This window comes from Mycobacterium parmense, assembly GCF_010730575.1.
Taxonomy (GTDB): domain Bacteria; phylum Actinomycetota; class Actinomycetes; order Mycobacteriales; family Mycobacteriaceae; genus Mycobacterium; species Mycobacterium parmense.
The window spans coordinates 3,773,490-3,790,246 of record NZ_AP022614.1; the positions used below are offsets into that span (position 1 = coordinate 3,773,490).

The 16,757-nt window shown below is 68.5% G+C and carries 14 protein-coding genes and 1 pseudogene; 12 read left to right on the top strand and 3 right to left on the bottom strand.

The features are described from left to right. The first annotated feature begins 150 nt into the window (after positions 1–150). Positions 151–2,352 carry an acyl-CoA dehydrogenase gene (locus tag G6N48_RS17490; RefSeq protein ID WP_085267376.1) on the top strand — a complete coding sequence of 734 codons (2,202 nt, stop codon included), beginning with the start codon at positions 151–153 and terminating at the stop codon, positions 2,350–2,352. Between the two features lie 170 nt (positions 2,353–2,522). Here G6N48_RS17490 and G6N48_RS28680 read toward each other — a convergent pair whose 3' ends face one another. Continuing rightward, positions 2,523–2,888, bottom strand: a complete 366-nt coding sequence (locus G6N48_RS28680; protein ID WP_179969883.1) for a hypothetical protein — start codon at positions 2,886–2,888, stop codon at positions 2,523–2,525. Positions 2,889–3,507: 619 nt separating this feature from the next. On the opposite strand from G6N48_RS28680, the gene G6N48_RS17500 reads away from it, so the two are divergent. Continuing rightward, entirely contained in the window at positions 3,508–3,861 is a 354-nt protein-coding gene (locus G6N48_RS17500; RefSeq protein ID WP_085271650.1) for an ATPase, read from the top strand. A gap of 235 nt (positions 3,862–4,096) precedes the next feature. Here the strand turns inward: G6N48_RS17500 and fadD2 are convergent, their stop codons facing one another. Then, positions 4,097–5,779: a long-chain-fatty-acid--CoA ligase FadD2 gene (fadD2, locus tag G6N48_RS17505; protein ID WP_085271652.1), complete on the bottom strand. Its 1,683-nt coding sequence runs from the start codon at positions 5,777–5,779 to the stop codon at positions 4,097–4,099. A gap of 67 nt (positions 5,780–5,846) precedes the next feature. Here fadD2 and G6N48_RS17510 point away from each other — a divergent pair, with 67 nt between their 5' ends. Both G6N48_RS17510 and G6N48_RS28975 read left to right on the top strand, forming a co-directional pair. Beyond that, complete coding sequence (locus G6N48_RS17510; RefSeq protein WP_085271651.1) at positions 5,847–7,100, top strand: DNA polymerase domain-containing protein; 1,254 nt, start codon at positions 5,847–5,849, stop codon at positions 7,098–7,100. 441 nt (positions 7,101–7,541) lie between these two features. Then, positions 7,542–7,642: pseudogene (locus G6N48_RS28975) on the top strand (2-isopropylmalate synthase); the annotation flags it as partial. Positions 7,643–7,704: 62 nt separating this feature from the next. On the opposite strand, the gene G6N48_RS17520 reads toward G6N48_RS28975, so the two are convergent. Then, positions 7,705–9,096, bottom strand: coding sequence for an MFS transporter (locus tag G6N48_RS17520; RefSeq protein WP_085271457.1), 1,392 nt, complete (start codon positions 9,094–9,096; stop codon positions 7,705–7,707). 196 nt (positions 9,097–9,292) lie between these two features. Between G6N48_RS17520 and G6N48_RS28685 the strand changes: the two genes are divergently transcribed. The 8 genes from G6N48_RS28685 to G6N48_RS17560 all read left to right on the top strand — a co-directional run bounded on the left by G6N48_RS28685 (position 9,293) and on the right by G6N48_RS17560 (position 16,714). Beyond that, complete coding sequence (locus G6N48_RS28685) at positions 9,293–9,421, top strand: hypothetical protein (protein WP_264051439.1); 129 nt, start codon at positions 9,293–9,295, stop codon at positions 9,419–9,421. 161 nt (positions 9,422–9,582) lie between these two features. Next, positions 9,583–10,581, top strand: coding sequence for an ABC transporter substrate-binding protein (locus G6N48_RS17530; protein WP_085271456.1), 999 nt, complete (start codon positions 9,583–9,585; stop codon positions 10,579–10,581). 112 nt (positions 10,582–10,693) lie between these two features. Next, entirely contained in the window at positions 10,694–11,356 is a 663-nt protein-coding gene (locus G6N48_RS17535; protein ID WP_085271455.1) for a 5-oxoprolinase subunit B family protein, read from the top strand. 14 nt (positions 11,357–11,370) lie between these two features. Continuing rightward, positions 11,371–12,288, top strand: a complete 918-nt coding sequence (locus G6N48_RS17540; protein ID WP_085271454.1) for a 5-oxoprolinase/urea amidolyase family protein — start codon at positions 11,371–11,373, stop codon at positions 12,286–12,288. A gap of 16 nt (positions 12,289–12,304) precedes the next feature. Next, positions 12,305–12,850: a GNAT family N-acetyltransferase gene (locus G6N48_RS17545; protein WP_085271453.1), complete on the top strand. Its 546-nt coding sequence runs from the start codon at positions 12,305–12,307 to the stop codon at positions 12,848–12,850. Positions 12,851–13,388: 538 nt separating this feature from the next. Continuing rightward, positions 13,389–14,795, top strand: coding sequence for a nitrate/nitrite transporter (locus G6N48_RS17550; RefSeq protein WP_085271452.1), 1,407 nt, complete (start codon positions 13,389–13,391; stop codon positions 14,793–14,795). An 81-nt stretch (positions 14,796–14,876) separates the two neighbouring features. Next, positions 14,877–16,028 carry a uroporphyrinogen-III synthase gene (locus G6N48_RS17555; RefSeq protein WP_085271451.1) on the top strand — a complete coding sequence of 384 codons (1,152 nt, stop codon included), beginning with the start codon at positions 14,877–14,879 and terminating at the stop codon, positions 16,026–16,028. Beyond that, positions 16,019–16,714, top strand: a complete 696-nt coding sequence (locus tag G6N48_RS17560) for a sirohydrochlorin chelatase (protein WP_085271450.1) — start codon at positions 16,019–16,021, stop codon at positions 16,712–16,714. Before G6N48_RS17555 ends, G6N48_RS17560 begins: the two co-directional genes overlap by 10 nt. Positions 16,715–16,757 lie beyond the last annotated feature (43 nt).

The window sequence follows — 16,757 nt, forward strand, 5'->3', positions numbered from 1 at the left end:
CCGTTGGCTGGAGCTCCGCCGGTGCACCGAGGGCGCGACGATCGACGCCGGCTGCGCGACGGCAAAACGCTGGCCGCTGTGGTTTACCAACCGACCGGTTGTTAGTTTTGAAGGCGCTTAGCACAAGGAATTCGAAAGGGAAGGCGACCAATGCCGATCGCGATAACCCCTGAGCATCAAGACCTGGCCGAATCGGTGCGGTCGCTGGTGGCACGCGTCGCGCCGTCAGAGATCCTGCACGCGGCGATGGAGAATCCGGTCGAGAATCCCCCGCCGTACTGGCAGGCCGCGGCCGAACAGGGCCTGCAGGGTGTGCATCTTGCGGAATCCGTTGGCGGCCAGGGGTTCGGGATCCTCGAGCTTGCGGTCGTGCTGGCCGAGTTCGGCTACGGCGCGGTGCCGGGCCCGTTCGTCCCGTCCGCGATCGCCGGCGCGCTGATCAGCGCGCACGACCCCGACGCCAAGGTGCTCTCGGAGCTGGCCTCGGGCGCCGCCATCGCCGCCTACGCCATGGACTGCTGTGGGTTGACCGCCACCCGCCAGGGTGACGCGCTGGTGATCCGTGGCGAAGTGCGCGCGGTTCCCGCCGCGGCTCAGGCATCGGTGCTGGTGCTGCCGGTCGCCATCGACAGCGGCGAGGAATGGGTGGTGTTGCGCGCCGAGCAACTCGAGGTCGAACCGGTGAAGAGTCTCGACCCGCTGCGTCCCATCGCGCATGTGCGGGCCAACGCCGTCGAGGTCGGCGACGACGTCGTTTTGAGCAACCTGAGCAGGAGCACCGCGCACGCGCTGATGACCACGCTGTTGGCCGCGGAAGCCGTCGGCGTCGCGCGCTGGGCGACCGACACCGCATCGCACTACGCCAAGATCCGCGAACAGTTCGGCAGGCCGATCGGGCAGTTCCAGGCCATCAAGCACAGGTGCGCCGAGATGATTGCCGACACCGAGCGGGCCACCGCCGCAGTGTGGGACGCCGCCCGGGCGGTAGACGAGGCGAGCCGCAATAATTGGGACACAACGAGTTCCCATGTCGAGTTCGCCGCGTCCGTGGCGGCGACGCTCGCGCCCGCTGCCGCCCAGCGATGCACGCAGGACTGCATCCAGGTGCACGGTGGAATCGGCTTCACCTGGGAACACGACACCAACGTCTACTACCGGCGCGCGCTCATGCTGGCCGCGTCCTTCGGCCGCGCCTCGCAATACCCGCAGAAGGTGGTGGACGCCGCGACCACCACGGGCATGCGGTCCGTGGACATCGACCTCGACCCCGACACCGAGAAGTTGCGGGACGAGATCCGGGCCGAGGTCGCCGCATTCAAGGCGATGGAGCGCGAGCCGCGCGGCGTCGCCCTCGCCGAGGGCGGGTGGGTGCTGCCCTACCTTCCCAAGCCCTGGGGCCGCGCGTCCGGCCCGGTGGAGCAGGTCATCATCGCCCAGGAGTTCAGCGCCGGACGGGTCAAACGCCCGCAGATGGGCATCGCGACGTGGATCATCCCGTCGATCGTCGCCTTCGGCACCGACGAACAGCAGCAGCGGTTCCTGCCGCCGACCTTCCGCGGCGAGATGATCTGGTGCCAGCTGTTCTCCGAGCCAGGCGCCGGGTCCGATCTGGCCGGGCTGACCACCAAGGCGACCCGGGCCGACGGGGGCTGGCGCATCACCGGCCAGAAGATCTGGACCACGGCGGCGCAGTACTCGCAATGGGGCGCGCTTTTGGCCCGCACCGACCCGAACGCTCCGAAACACAACGGCATCACGTACTTCCTGCTGGACATGAAGAGCGAGGGCGTCGAGGTCAGGCCGCTGCGCGAACTCACCGGCAACGCGATGTTCAACACCGTCTACATCGACGACGTCTTCGTGCCCGACGAGTGCGTGCTCGGCGAAGTGAACAGGGGCTGGGAGGTCAGCCGCAACACCCTGACCGCCGAGCGTGTGTCGATCGGCAGCAGCGAGGCGAACTTCCTGGCGACGCTCGGCCAGTTCGTCGAGTTCGTCCGCGACGGACAGCTCGACCCGGTCGCGCAGCACCGCGCCGGGCAGCTGATCGCCGAGGGGCATGCCGCCAAGGTGCTGAACCTGCGTTCGACGCTGCTGACCCTGGCCGGCGGTGACGCCATGCCCTCGGCGGCCATCTCCAAGTTGCTGTCCATGCGCACCGGCCAGGGCTACGCCGAGTTCGCGGTGTCGTCCTTCGGCGCCGACGCCGCGATCGGTGATACGGACGAATTGTGCGGCAAGTGGGGCGAATACCTACTGGCCAGCCGTGCTACCACGATTTATGGGGGCACCTCCGAGGTGCAGCTGAATATCATCGCCGAACGGTTGCTCGGCCTGCCGCGCGACCCCTAAACCGGCCCCGCCCGGCGCTGCGCGGCCCACCGTGCCGTGGGCACAAACGGGCCATGCCGACCTGACTTTCGCCAGGCCGGCATGGTTACCCCCCCATTTCGTGCGCCAGCCAGCCTTTTATGAGATCGGCACGTCCAGGCTGGCCGGCTTACACGCTCTTCAGCGGCGGCTCACCACCACCAATTCCAGAAATGCCGGTGGCCCCAGAAGCCACGGCCCCACCAGCTGTTGCCCCAGCCGCCGCCGCGACCCCAGCCGCCCCCGCGTCCCCAGCCGCCGTGACCCCAACCGCCCCCGCGTCCCCAGCCGCCGTGACCCCAACCGCCCCCGCGGCCCGGGCCCCCGTGGCCCCCCCAGCCGCCGCCGTGGCCAAAGCCGCCGTGTCCGCCGCCGAAGCCTGGGCGTTCGGGAAGTAGTCCGGGGCCGCCGTGGGGACCTGCCACGGCAAAGGTCGTCCCGGGGCCGGGCACGGGAGCGGCTTGCGCCACGGGGCCGCCGCCGAACAGCAGCGCGGCCGCCATCGCCCCGGTGCCCACCGCACCTGCTGCCGCAGAGCGTAACGATCGAGAAGAAAACATCGGAGCCCCTTTCGAAGAAGTCATGCCGTGTTGCGCTCCACGGTAACTCATAAATACCTAGGCAAACAATAGTTATTCGGCAAATTGGTGCGGCTAATTTCCCACGTCCGGAGTGGGTATAAAATAGAGTAATTCTGTATATCAGTAATTGCTCGCTGCTCGGTTTCAGCGGATGCGGACCTACTGATGTCATGACCGGCCTGCAGTCATTTTGCCTGATAGATGCCGCTATACTGACCTACTGATCGCCGAATTCTGTCGCCTCAGTATATCCGCTTCAGCGCATTTTGCATTTCCTGAAAAGGTTGATTTATGCAAATGACAACCCCTGGCCAATGCATTCCCGCAACGCGGCTCTGCACCCATCGGCGGAAGTGATCAAGCTAACTGCTTTCATTGGTCGTGAATAGCGGCGCGCTGCGTACCCGCCAGACCCCGGGACATCTTCGCACCCCTTACCCGCCGTTGCCGGCGGCCGTTCGGCGACGCGACTTCTCCTGACATCGGTGAGACAATCGGGCTATACGCTCGGATGCTGATTTACTGACTGGCCCATCACCGGAGGACGATCGCCGCCGTGAACTTCAATCCCAACCACGTCGGACCCGGCGCCGGATCGTTTCGCGCCCCCTCGTCGTCCTCTTCCCGGGACGCCGCCCCCACCGAACGGCTCACCGGGCTGGGACAGCACGGGGGGCACCGATCGATCAACCAGCCGGCACAGCCGGTCCGCGCCCAGCGCACGCGCCGCACCGTCGACCTGCCGGCGGCCACACACCGCGCACTCGACATCTGGCAGCGAGAAGCAGCCGACCGCCTCGGTGTCGCCAGGGTGACAGGGCAGGAAGTGCTCACCGCGCTCATCGACCAGTTGCTGGCCGACCCCAAACTCACCGCGCAGATCACCCGCAGCATCCAGGAACGGCGCTGAAACTCCTGTCGGCTGGGCGCATGGCGGCGACCCGCTTCGCCCGGCTACGCCGCCCTCGCGATCGCCACGGGGTTCGATGGTGACGACCCGCTTCGCCCGGCTACGCCGCGCTCGCGATCGCCACGGGGCCCGATGGTGACGACCCGCTTCGCCCGGCTACGCCGCGCTCGCGATCACCACGGGGTTCGATGGTGACGACCCGCTTCGCCCGGCTACGCCGCGCTCGCGATCACCACTAGTTCTGATCGTCTAGGTCCATCTCGCGCAGCTCGCGCTTGAGGATCTTGCCGGTCGGGTTGCGGGGCAGCTCATCGAGGAAGACCACTTCCCGCGGCACCTTGTACCGGGCGAGATGGTCGCGCACGTAGCCCTTGATGGTGTCCTCGTCGACGTCCGCGCCGTCCTTCTTCACCACGAACGCACGCAGCCGGTGGCCCCACTCCTTGTCCTCGACGCCGATCGCCGTCGCCTCGACCACCTCAGGGTGGCCACTGATCAGGTCCTCGACCTCGGCGGGGAAGACGTTCTCCCCGCCGGAGACGATCATCTCGTCGTCCCGGCCACTGACGTAGAGCAGCCCGTACTCGTCGAAATATCCGACATCCCCGGATGACAACAGCCCGTCGATGATCTGCTTGTTGCCGCCACCGGTGTAGCCCGCGAAGGGGAAGGTGTTGCCGACGAAGATCCGGCCGACCTCACCCTGCGGCAACTCCTTGCCGTTGTCGTCGAAGATCTTGACCTTCACGCCCTTGACTACCGGGCCGACCGTCGCCGCGTTGCGTTCCAGGTCCTTGGGCCCGGCGATCGTCGCGAACGCAATCTCGGTCGACCCGTACATGTTGTACACGACCGGACCCAGGTCCTTCAGGGCTCGGGCCGCCAATTCGGCGCCCAACTGCGATCCCGAGACGAACACGATTTTGAGGCTGGACAGGTCCGGCTTGGACTCCATCTTCTCGATCGAGTCGAGGATGCGCGAGAGCATCACCGGCACCACCACCATGGCGGTCGCCTTGTACTTCTCGATGTCCTCCAGGACCAGGGGCGGCTTGAACTTGCGCCGCAGCACCAGCGTCGAGCCCAGGAACATAGCGATGGTCGCGTGCAGGTAACCGAGCGCGTGGAACATCGGCGACGGCAGCGACGTCACCTCGCCGGCCTTGAACGGGACGTGCGAGAGGATGCCGCCGACCGGCGCCAGCGTCGGCGGGGTGCTGCGGTTGGCGCCCTTTGGAGTACCCGTGGTGCCGCTGGTCAGGATGATGATCGACGCATGCCTGGCCGCCTTGGGGGCGGGCGACTTACTGCTGCGACCGATCAGGTCCTCGAGCGTCTCGTCCTTGCTGCCGGACGGCTCGTCGGCGTCTGGGTTGACGCCGAGGGCACGCAACTTGCCCAGCGGCGGGTCGGCCTTCGCGACGGCCTTGCAGTATTCGTCGTCGTAGATGATGAGCTTGGCGTCCTCGCGCTCCGACACCTCTTTGATCTGCGGGCCGGAGAATTCGCTGTTGAGCAGGATGATGCGGGCACCTACGCGAGCGCACCCGTAGTTGGCTATGACGAACCACCGGTGGTTTCGGGCCAGGATCGCAACGCCGTCGCCGGCCTTGATGCCCATGTCGAGCAGGCCGTTCGCGACCGAGTGCGCAGCCTCGTCGAGCTGCTTGTAGGTGAATTCGCCGTCCTCGTCGATCACCGCCGCGCGGTCGGGGGTGCGCCGGGCGTTGAGCGACGGCAGCATCCCGAACTCGCCCCACTTGTAGATGTCGGCGGCCATCGCGGCGTAGTTCTGCGGCGGCTCGAGCCGGAACGCGCCCGACTCGATGATCTTGCGCAGGTAGTGCAGCTCGGCCGTGCCGCGCTCGACGTACTGCTGAACTGTGGCGAACCCGGGCAGGCCAGGGAGGTTAGGCATGAAATCCACCATATGTGACGTCCGTCTCAGCGCGGCCAGAAACCTCTGGCGAATTACCATCGACTGCATGTCCCGTCCGGTTTCGCTGGAGGTGGCCGGGCACGAGGTCACCATCACCCATCCGGACAAGGTGGTGTTCCCCGGCGAGGTCGGGCCCGAAACAACGAGCCGTTTGCCGCGCTCCCGCAGCAAGCTCGACCTGATTGACTACTACCTGTCCGTCGCCGACGGGGCCCTGCGTGGGGTGGCCGGGCGGCCCATGATCCTGAAGCGCTTCGTCAAGGGCATCGGTGAGGAGGCCGTCTTCCAGAAGCGCGCGCCCGCCAACCGGCCCGACTTCGTCGACGTCGCAGAGCTGCGTTACGCGCGGGGCACCTCAGCCGCCGAGGCGGTCATCCACGACGCGGCCGGATTGGCCTGGGCGGTCAATCTCGGTTGCGTCGACCTCAACCCGCATCCCGTGCTGGCCGGCGACCTCGATCACCCCGACGAGCTCCGGGTCGACCTGGACCCGATGCCGGGGGTTTCCTGGCGTCGGATCGTCCACGTCGCGCTGGTGGTCCGGGAAGTGCTGGAGGACTACGGGCTGACGGCCTGGCCCAAAACGTCCGGGTCGCGCGGTTTCCACATCTACGCCCGGATCGCCCCGCGCTGGGACTTCCGCCAGGTGCGGCTGGCCGCTCAGACCGTTGCCCGCGAGGTCGAGCGGCGGGTACCCGACGCGGCCACCAGCCGCTGGTGGAAGGAGGAGCGCGAGGGCGTCTTCGTCGACTTCAACCAGAACGCCAAGGACCGCACGGTGGCTTCGGCCTATTCCGTGCGGGCGACACCGGATGCCCGGGTGTCGACGCCGCTGCTCTGGGACGAGGTCGCCGACTGCGACCCTGCTGCGTTCACCGTCGACACGGTGCCCGCCCGCCTTGCCGCCATCGGCGACCCCTGGGCGGGAATGGACGACGCCGTCGGCGAGCTCGACCGCCTGCTGATCCTCGCCGAGGAAATGGGCCCCCCGGAGCGGGCGCCGAAAGGCACCGGCAAGCGAACCGATGGCCGGCGCCAGTCGGCGATGCCGCTCATCGAGGTGGCCCGCACCAAGACGAAGGACGAGGCCATGGCCGCGCTGCAGACCTGGCGCGACCGCCATCCCGCGGCGGCCGAGCGTCTCGAGCCGGCCGACGTCCTGGTCGACGGGATGCGCGGGCCCAGTTCGATCTGGTACCGGATCCGCATCAACCTCCAGCACGTCCCGACCGGTGAGCGCCCGCAGCAGGAAGAGCTGATTGCCGACTACAGCCCGTGGGACACCTACCGCAAGCGCTAGTGGTGATCGCGAGCGCGGCGCAGCCGGGCGAAGCGGGTCGCCACCATCGGGCCCCGTGGCGATCGCGAGCGCGGCGCAGCCGGGCGAAGCGGGTCGCCACCATCGGGCCCCGTGGCGATCGCGAGCGCGGCGCAGCCGGGCGAAGCGGGTCGCCACCATCGGGCCCCGTGGCGATCGCGAGCGCGGCGCAGCCGGGCGAAGCGGGTCGCCACCATCGGGCCCGTGGCGATCGCGAGCGCGGCGCAGCCAGGCGAAGCGGGTCGCCACCATCGGGCCCCGTGGCGATCGCGAGCGCGGCGCAGCCGCGAAGCGGGTCGCCACCATCGGGCCCCGTGGCGATCGCGAGCGCGGCGCAGCCGGCGAAGCGGGTCGCCACCATCGGGCCCGTGGCGATCGCGAGCGCGGCGCAGCCAGCGAAGCGGGTCGCCACCATCGGGTCTAGTGGCGATCGCGAGCGCGGCGCAGCCGGGCGAAGCGGGTCGCCACCATCGGGCCCCGTGGCGATCGCGAGCGCGGCGCAGCCGGGCGAAGCGGGTCGCCACCATCGGGTCTAGTGGCGATCGCGAGCGCGGCGCAGCCGGGCGAAGCGGGCGCGGCAGCGGGACTAGATCCCGACCCGTGCGACGGCGTTGCTCTTGCGTAGGTAGCAGAACCACGTGACGCCAAGCAGCAGCAGGAAGAACACGACGTAGAACTGCAGGGCGGGCTCGATGGTGCCGAAGTGCGACTTCGACCACGCGTACGCCAGCGGCACGATGAATCCGCCGAAGGCGCCGACCGACGAGATGATGCCCAGCGCACCGGCGGCCTGGCGGCGCATGTGCACCATGGTGTCGGGGTCCCCGCCGGCGAGTTCCCCCTTGATCTTGAAGATGCGGGAGATCATCCGGTAGGTCGAGCCGTTGCCGATGCCGGTCGCCACGAAGAGGAACATGAAGCTGGCGAAGAACATCGGCAGGTTCTTGGCGTTGACCGACCACAGGGCGGCCGAGGCGCCGACGGCCAGCATGACGAAGCTGACCGCGGTGATGCGGGCGCCGCCGATCCGGTCGGCCAGCTTGCCTCCGAGCGGGCGCATGATCGATCCGATTCCGGCACCGAGGAATGCCCACGCGAGCGCGATGTCGCCGCGGCCGAACACCGTCTTGAGCAGGGTCGGGAAGGCCGCCGAGTAGCCGATGAACGAGCCAAAGGTGCCGATGTAGATCAACGACATGATCCAGGTGTCGGGATGCCGCAGCGACTGAAAGACCGGCTTCACGTCGGCCTTCGCCTCGCTGATGTTGTTCATGAACAGGAAGGCGCACACGGCGGCCGCGACGGCCAGCGGCACGTAGAACAGGCCGGCCCGCGACAGCGCGATCCCGCCGCCCGCGACCACGATGGGCGGGATGATCTTCTGGACCACGGCGACGCCGATGTTGCCGCCGGCCGCGTTGAGCCCCAGCGCCCAGCCCTTGTCCTTCTCCGGGTAGAAGAACGAGATGTTGGCCATCGACGAGGCGAAGTTGCCGCCGCCGAAGCCGGCGGTCGCGGCGATCGCCACCAGCGCCGCGAACGGTAGGCCCGGATGGCTCACCGCCCACGCCAGCAGCAGGCACGGGATGAGTAGCAGACCCGCGGAGACGATCGTCCAGTTACGGCCGCCGAAGACCGGCACCGCAAACGTGTACGGCAACCGCAGGAATGCACCCACACCGCTGGGCACCGCGACCAGGCAGAGCGCCTGGCTGGCGGTCAGGGCCCAGCCGGACGCCGACGGATGGCCGTGGGCACCCGCCGTCATATGGACGACGACGATGCTCCACAGCATCCACACGCTGAACCCGACATGTTCGGCGAAGATCGAGAAGATCAGGTTGCGGCGCGCGACCGCCTTGCCGGTCGACGCCCAGAACTCGGGGTCTTCCGGCCGCCAATCGTCGATCCAGTGCCGCCCCGCGTGATGGGGGCGCGGCTCGGACGGCTGTACTACCGGTGAAGTGGTCGTGGTCATCTTGCGGGCCCCCTTCGACGAGGCGCGTGGATCCGAGACCGGCGACGGCCCAGGATAAGTGGCGCTTGCACCTGACCACTCGACGCTAAAGACGCCCTGTTACCGGCCTGCGTTTCCGCCGTTACGCTGTGAATACATCGAGATCGCAATGGGTTGTCCGGCACTGTCAGATCGGCCGGTGCGGGACAGTCGGCCCATGCAGGCGACTGAGGCGCCCCCGGGCCTGCGGGAGCGCAAGAAGATCAGGACTCGTCAGGCAATCAGCCGCGAGGCGATCGGTCACCGAATCGGGCGCGACCCTGCGGATTTCGAGCTGCGCCTCTAGGTCGGCGCGTTGACGGGCGCCATGATGGCGGCCCATGACGGCGCACCCAAGACGCCCGGAACGGTCGGGCGGTCTGGACTTCCTGGACGCGGGCATGCCGCCGGAGTGAGCCCACCGCACGGCGGCACGGCTGCGAGGAAGGAACGCGATACTCTCACGCGATGCGACAGCGATGGAATCGCCGGGGATTCTTGCAGCTCGCAGGGGCCGCGGGTGTCGTCGCGGTCGCCGGAGCGTCACCCGCATGCTCGTCACACAAATCGGATTCGGCAGCCTCGCCCAGCGGTTCGGTGACCATCACCCATCTCTTCGGCCAGACCGTCATCAAGGAGCCGCCCAAGCGCGTTGTCAGCGCCGGCTACACCGAGCAGGACGACCTGCTCGCCGTCGGGGTCGTGCCGATCGCGGTGACCAACTGGTTCGGGGACCAGCCCTTCGCGGTGTGGCCGTGGGCCGCGCCGAAGCTCGGCGGGGCGCAGCCCGTGGTGCTCAGTCTGGACAACGGCATTCCGGTCGACCAGATCGCCGGGCTCAAGCCCGACCTGATCGTGGCCGTCAACGCCGGAGTGGACGCCGACACGTATCAGAAGCTCTCGGCGATCGCCCCCACGGTTCCGCAGTCCGACGGCGACGCCTTCTTCGAGCCATGGAAGGAGCAGGCAACCACCATCGGCCAGGCGGTGTTTCAGCCGGCCCAGATGAAGTCCCTCGTCGACGCCGTCGACCAGAAGTTCACCGACGTCGCCAAGAAGAATCCGCAGTGGACGGGCAAGAAGGCGCTGCTGATGCAGGGCACGCTGTGGCAGGGCACCGTCGTCGCGACCATGGCGGGCTGGCGCACCGACTTCCTCAACCAGATGGGTCTCGTCATCGCCGACAGCATCAAGGCCTTCGGCGCCGATCACCGCGCCGTCATCCCGCGCGATCATGTCAAACAGGTGCTCGACTCCGCCGACGTGGTGATCTGGACGACCGAAAGCCCGGATGATCAAAAGGCAGTGCTGGCCGACCCCGAAGTGGCGGGATCGCTTGCCACGGCCCAGAACCGCCACATCTTCACCACCAAGGAGCAGGCGGGCGCGATCGCCTTCGCCTCGCCGCTGAGCTACCCGTTGGTCGCCGAGCAGCTGCCCCCGCAGATCGGCAAGATCCTCGGCTAGGCTCAGGCCGGATCTCTGCTGTGTGAGCGTTCGCTAAGGCACCTCTGGCAGTGCTCAGAAATCCCCGGAGATCCCCTCGCCCCGCCGCGGGTCGCGGGGTTACCGTCGAGTAATGAGCGTGACGGATATGTCAGCGGACCTGCCGACGGGACTCGTCGGCAACACCGTCCTGGACTACGGCGACCGGGCACTGATGGTCCAATGCGGCAGCACCGCAGAGGTTCTGGCGTGGGTGGCCGCCTTGGAGTCCGCGGCGCTGCCCGGCGTGGTCGACATCGTGCCCGCCGCACGCACGGTACTGGTCGAGCTCGACGGGCCGCGCCGTCAGGGAGTCGTCCGCCGGCGCCTCCGCGCGATGCGCGTCACCGCCCAGGAGGCGGCCCCCGCCGACCGGCGCGCCGACGTGGTGATCGACGTCGCCTACGACGGGCCCGACCTCGCCGAGGTCGCCGCGCACACCGGACTCACTCCGGCACAAGTGGTCGACGCCCACACCTCGACGCTGTGGCGGGTCGGATTCAGCGGATTCGCACCGGGTTTCGCGTACCTGGTCGAGGGCGACCCGCGGCTGCGGGTGCCGCGCCACCGCGAGCCTCGGACCTCGGTGCCGGCCGGGTCGGTGGCCCTGGCCGGCGAATTCAGCGCGGTGTACCCGCGGCGCTCACCCGGCGGATGGCAACTCATCGGACGCACCGACGCGGTCCTGTGGGATCTCGCGCGGCCGGTCCCCGCGCTGCTGACGCAGGGCATGTGGGTCCAGTTCAGGGCGGCCTGAGGGGAGCATCGGCCATGGCGACACTGGAAATCCTGCGCACCGGGCCGCTCGCGGTCATCCAGGACCTCGGGCGGCCGGGGCTGGCCCACCTGGGCGTCAGCCGATCCGGTGCCGCCGACCGGCGCGCCCACACACTGGCCAACCGGCTGCTCGCCAATCCCGACGACCGCGCCACCATCGAAGTGACGTTCGGCGGATTCGCCGCGCGGGTGCGGGGCGGAGCCGTCGACATCGCCGTCACCGGCGCCGACGCCGAGCCCACCGTCGACGGAATCAAGTTCGGCACCAACAGTATTCACCATGTCCGCGACGGTCAGGTGATCGCACTGGGCGCCCCGTTCGCCGGGCTGCGGACCTACCTCGCGGTGCGCGGCGGCGTCGGCGTCGAGCCCGTGCTGGGCTCACGCAGCTACGACACCATGTCGGGGATCGGCCCGCCGCCGCTGAAGCCGGGTGACCGGTTGCCGGTCGGCGAGCACACCAACGACTACCCCGAGCTCGACCAGGCACCGGTGGCCGCGATCACCGGTGACCTTGTCGAACTGCTCGCGGTGCCGGGCCCCCGCGACGACTGGTTCACCGACCCCGACGCCCTGGTACACACCGAGTGGGTGGCATCCGACCGCAGCGACCGGGTGGGGATGCGGCTGGCCGGCCGCCCCCTGCAGTACCGCTTCCCGGACCGTCAGCTGCCCAGCGAGGGAGCCACCAGCGGCTCAATCCAGGTGCCGCCCAACGGTTTACCGGTCATCTTGGGTCCCGATCATCCGGTCACCGGCGGCTATCCTGTCGTCGGCGTGCTGGTCGACGAGGACATCGACAAGATCGCCCAGGTGCGTCCCGGCCAGCCGGTAAGACTGCACTGGTCGCGGCCCAGGTCCTTGGTGGGCGCCCAATCCGGGTCGGACACCGCGAGCCAGTCCTCTTCCTAACTGGTAGACAAGGACTGTGCACGCCCTGGTCCACACCGCCCGCCTGGTCCACACCGCCGATCTGGACGGCGAGACCCGGCAACGCGTCCACGAGATGGTGACCGGCGCGTTCGACGGGGACTTCACCGACGACGACTGGGAGCACGCACTGGGCGGCATGCACGCCCTCATCTGGCGCCATGGCGCGATCATCGCGCATGCCGCGGTGGTCCAACGCCGACTGGTGTACCGCGGGACCGCACTGCGCTGCGGCTATGTGGAGGCATTCGCGGTGCGCGAGGACTGCCGCGGCCAGGGCCGGGCCCATGCGCTGCTGGACGGGGTCGAGCAGGTGATCCGCGGCGCCTACCAGGTGGGCGCGGCCAGTTCTACCGCGGCGGCGCAACGCGTGTACACGGGCCGCGGGTGGCTGCCGTGGCACGGGCCCACCGGGGTGCTGGCCCCCACCGGTCCGGCCCGCACCGCGGACGACGACGACTCGGTGGTCGTCTTTCCCGTCACAACGCCGTTGGACACCTCCGCCGAGTTGTACTGCGATTGGCGCGCCGGCGACGTCTGGTGACGACGAACGAGGCATCCACCCCGCAATCCCGATAAGTGTGGCGGAGATTACATTGGGCCGCGTCGCGTGTTCCGGCCGACGCCCCCTCACCCGGACACGATGAATCCGACTGTCTCTCAGGGTTTTACCAGATAACCGGGACTCAACTTACAGGCGTTATGCCGCCAAATGAGTTGACTGGCCAACGTCCTCGATGTGAACATCAAATTACGGCGGGGCGCCCCAATTCGCACGGGACCTCGGAAGGTACGTCATGGGTTCTGACGGCCGGCCCGAACGCTCCCGGTTCGGCCGGCACAGTGGTACGGCCCGATGGGGTAATGTGGTTGTGCGTCAATCGGTTTGGCGCTGACAGTGGTTGCGCTCCGGCCAGCAGTCATGCCCCTCGGCCTGGCGGGAATCGCGAGCGCACGAAGACTTGACCTGACGACGAACGCGCTGAGCGTTCACGAAGGTCGGCGACGACGACGTCGCCGGATCAGGGCGCCACACCATGGCCCCTACGGGCAAAGACCTGTCCAGGAGAGGTGAACACCGCATGGGTCGCAACCATCGCATCGCTGAGTGGAATCCGGAAGATGCAGCGGCCTGGGAAGGCGGCAACAACAGGATCGCCCGGCGCAACCTGCTCTGGATCGTCGCCTGCGATCACATCGCCTTCGGGGTGTGGACCCTGTTCCCGGTCATGGCGCTGTTCATGCCGCAGAGCGTCTACGGGTTCTCCGCAGCCGACAAATTTCTGCTGGGCGCCACCGCCACCCTGGTCGCGGCATGCCTGCGGATCCCCTATTCGCTGGGCATCGCGACGTTCGGTGGACGCAACTGGACGGTGTTCTCGGTCGTGGTGTTGGTCGTGCCGACCGTCGGCACCATCTGGCTGCTGGCCCACCCCGGCCTGCCATTGTGGCCTTATCTCGTGTGCGCCGCGCTGACCGGGATGGGTGGGGCCAATTACGCCGCGTCCATGACCAACACCAATGCCTTCTACCCGCACCGCCGCAAGGGCTTCGCGCTGGGGTTCAACGCCGGCGCCGGCAACCTCGGCGTGCCGATGATCCAGCTGGTCGGCCTGCTCGTGCTCGCCATCGCCGGACACCGTCAGCCGTACTGGGTGTGCGGGCTCTACCTGGTGCTGCTGACGGCGGTCGCCGTGGGCGCGGCCCATTACATGGACAACCTGGACCACGCGACCTACGACACGAGTCACCTGCGGTCAATCCTCTCCGAGCGCGACACCTGGCTGCTGGCCATGCTTTACCTGGGCACCTTCGGCTCGTGGATCGGCTTCTCCTTCGCCTTCGGCCAGGTCCTGCAGATCAACTTCGTCGGCACCGGGCAGACCCACGCCCAGGCCTCGTTGCATGCCGCCGAGTTCGCGTTCATCGGGCCCGCTCTCGGGTCGGTGGCCCGCATCTACGGCGGCAGGTTGGCCGACCGGGTCGGCGGCAGCCGCGTCACCCTGGCGGTCTTGGCCGGCATGGCACTCGTGACCGGATTCCTGGTCGCCATCAGCACCCAGGACGAGCACTCGTCGGGCCTCACTACGACGGCCACCATGGCCGGCTACGTGTGCGGCTTCATGATCCTGTTCATCCTCGCCGGGCTGGGCAACGGCTCGGTGTACAAGATGATCCCGTCGGTGTTCGACGCGCGCAGCCACCGGCTCGGGCTCGACGAAGCCGAGCGGCGCCGCTGGTCGCAGGCGACGTCGGGCGCGGTGATCGGATTCGTTGCGGCGTTCGGCGCCCTCGGCGGCGTGGGCATCAACCTCGCGCTGCGCCAGTCCTACATCAGCACGGGCACCGATACGCTGGCGTTCTGGGCATTCCTGGCGTTCTACGTGGCGGCCGCGGTCGTGACTTGGCTGAGGTACGTGCGCCGGCGGGTCGCGGATACCGCGGCCGCGCCCGGAACACAGGCGCCATCGGAACCCGCACGGGTATGACCCGGCTGCAGTGGCAAGCGGGCAATGCGTAAGCAATTGCCAGGTAACGCAATCGAAATCTAGTGGGCATACACAGGTGACATGGGCCAGCCAGAATCAGCGCCGCTGACCGGTTACCGCATCGCGGTGACGTCGGCTCGGCGCTCCGAGGAGCTGTGCGCGCTGCTGAGCCGCCAGGGTGCGGAGGTGTGCAGCGCGCCCGCGATCAACATGATCGCGCTGCCCGATGACGACGAACTACATTGCAACACCCGGGCATTGATCGCCCAGCCACCCGACATCCTGGTGGCACACACCGGCATCGGCTTTCGCGGCTGGTTGGCCGCCGCCGAGGGCTGGGGCCTGAACAACCAACTGCTCGAAGCGTTGTCGTCGGCCCGGGTTGTCTCGCGCGGACCCAAGGCGACCGGCGCGCTGCGCGCCGCAGGCCTGCGCGAGGAGTGGTCCCCGGAATCCGAATCCTCCCAGGAGGTGCTCGAATACCTTCTGCACAGCGGCGTGTCCGGGATGCGCGTCGCGGTTCAGCTGCACGGCGCCGCCGACGCCTGGGATCCCTTCCCGGAGTTCCTGGGTGGGCTGCGGTTGGCGGGAGCCGAAGTGGTGCCGGTTCGGGTGTACCGCTGGAAGCCGACGCCCCTCGGGGGCATCTTCGACCAGCTGGTGACCGGGATCGCGGCGCGACAGTTCGACGCGGTCACGTTCACATCGGCACCCGCGGCGGCCGCGGTGCTGGAACGCGGTCGCGAGCTGGGCATCGAAGACCAGCTGCTGGAGTCTCTGCGCACCGACGTGCACGCGATGTGCGTGGGTCCGGTGACCTCCAAGCCATTGATTCGCAAGGGCGTTCCCACGTCGGCGCCGGAGCGAATGCGCCTGGGCGCCTTGGCCCGTCACGTCGCCGAAGAACTACCGCAACTGGGCTCGTGCACCGTGCGGGCCGCCGGCCACACCGTCGACATCCGCGGAACCTGCGTGGTGGTGGACGGCACGATCAAGGTGTTGTCGCCATCGGGCATGGGCATCCTGCGGGCGCTGGCCAAACGTCCGGGGGACGTCGTCGCCCGCGGCGACCTGCTGCGCGCGCTGCCCGGAAACAGCAACGACCCACACGCCGTCGACACGGCGGTGTTGCGTCTGCGAACGGCGCTGGGCGACAAGAACATCGTGGCGACGGTCGTCAAGCGAGGTTACAGGTTGGCCATCGACTACCCGCGAGGGCCGGCATGGAACTGATCCTGGTCGCGCACGGCACCCGCCGCCCCGGTGGCGTCGCCACGATAAGCGACCTCGCCGCTCAGGTCGGCACGCTCCTCGGCACCACAGTGCGGGTAGCGTTCGTCGACGTTCTGGGACCCACGCCCGGTGACCTACTGTCGCAGTCGAGGGCGACCGGACGACCGGCGATCGTGGTGCCGGCTTTCCTGTCGCGGGGTTATCACGTCCGCAAAGACCTGCCCGCCCACGTCGCCGCCAGCGGCCACCCCGACGTCGTCGTCGCACCCGCGTTGGGACCGGGCGGCCAGATTGCGCGGATCTTGGCGGATCAGGTCGCGAAATGTGGTTGGCAGCAAGGTGATTCGGTGGTTCTCGCGTCGGCGGGTACTTCGGACGACCTGGCACGATCGGACCTGCACACCACCGCGACGCTGCTGTCGGCGCTGACCGGGTCGCGTGTGACCCTCGGGTTCGCCGGCTCCGGCGGATTGAGCGAGATCGTCGCCGGGGCGCGGCGAGCGGGCACTGGCCGCGTCGTGGTCGCCTCCTACCTGCTGGCCGACGGCCTCTTCCAAGAGCAGCTGCGTTGCTGCGGCGCGGATCTGGTCAGCGAACCACTGGGTGCCCATCGCGGGCTGGCACGGCTCGTGGCCGACCGATTCCGCCGGGCGATGCCCCGGCGGAGCGACCGCCTGGTCGCCTGATCGGGCCGCGGCTCGCAGATATTCCCGTCGACGCTTTCCGGCC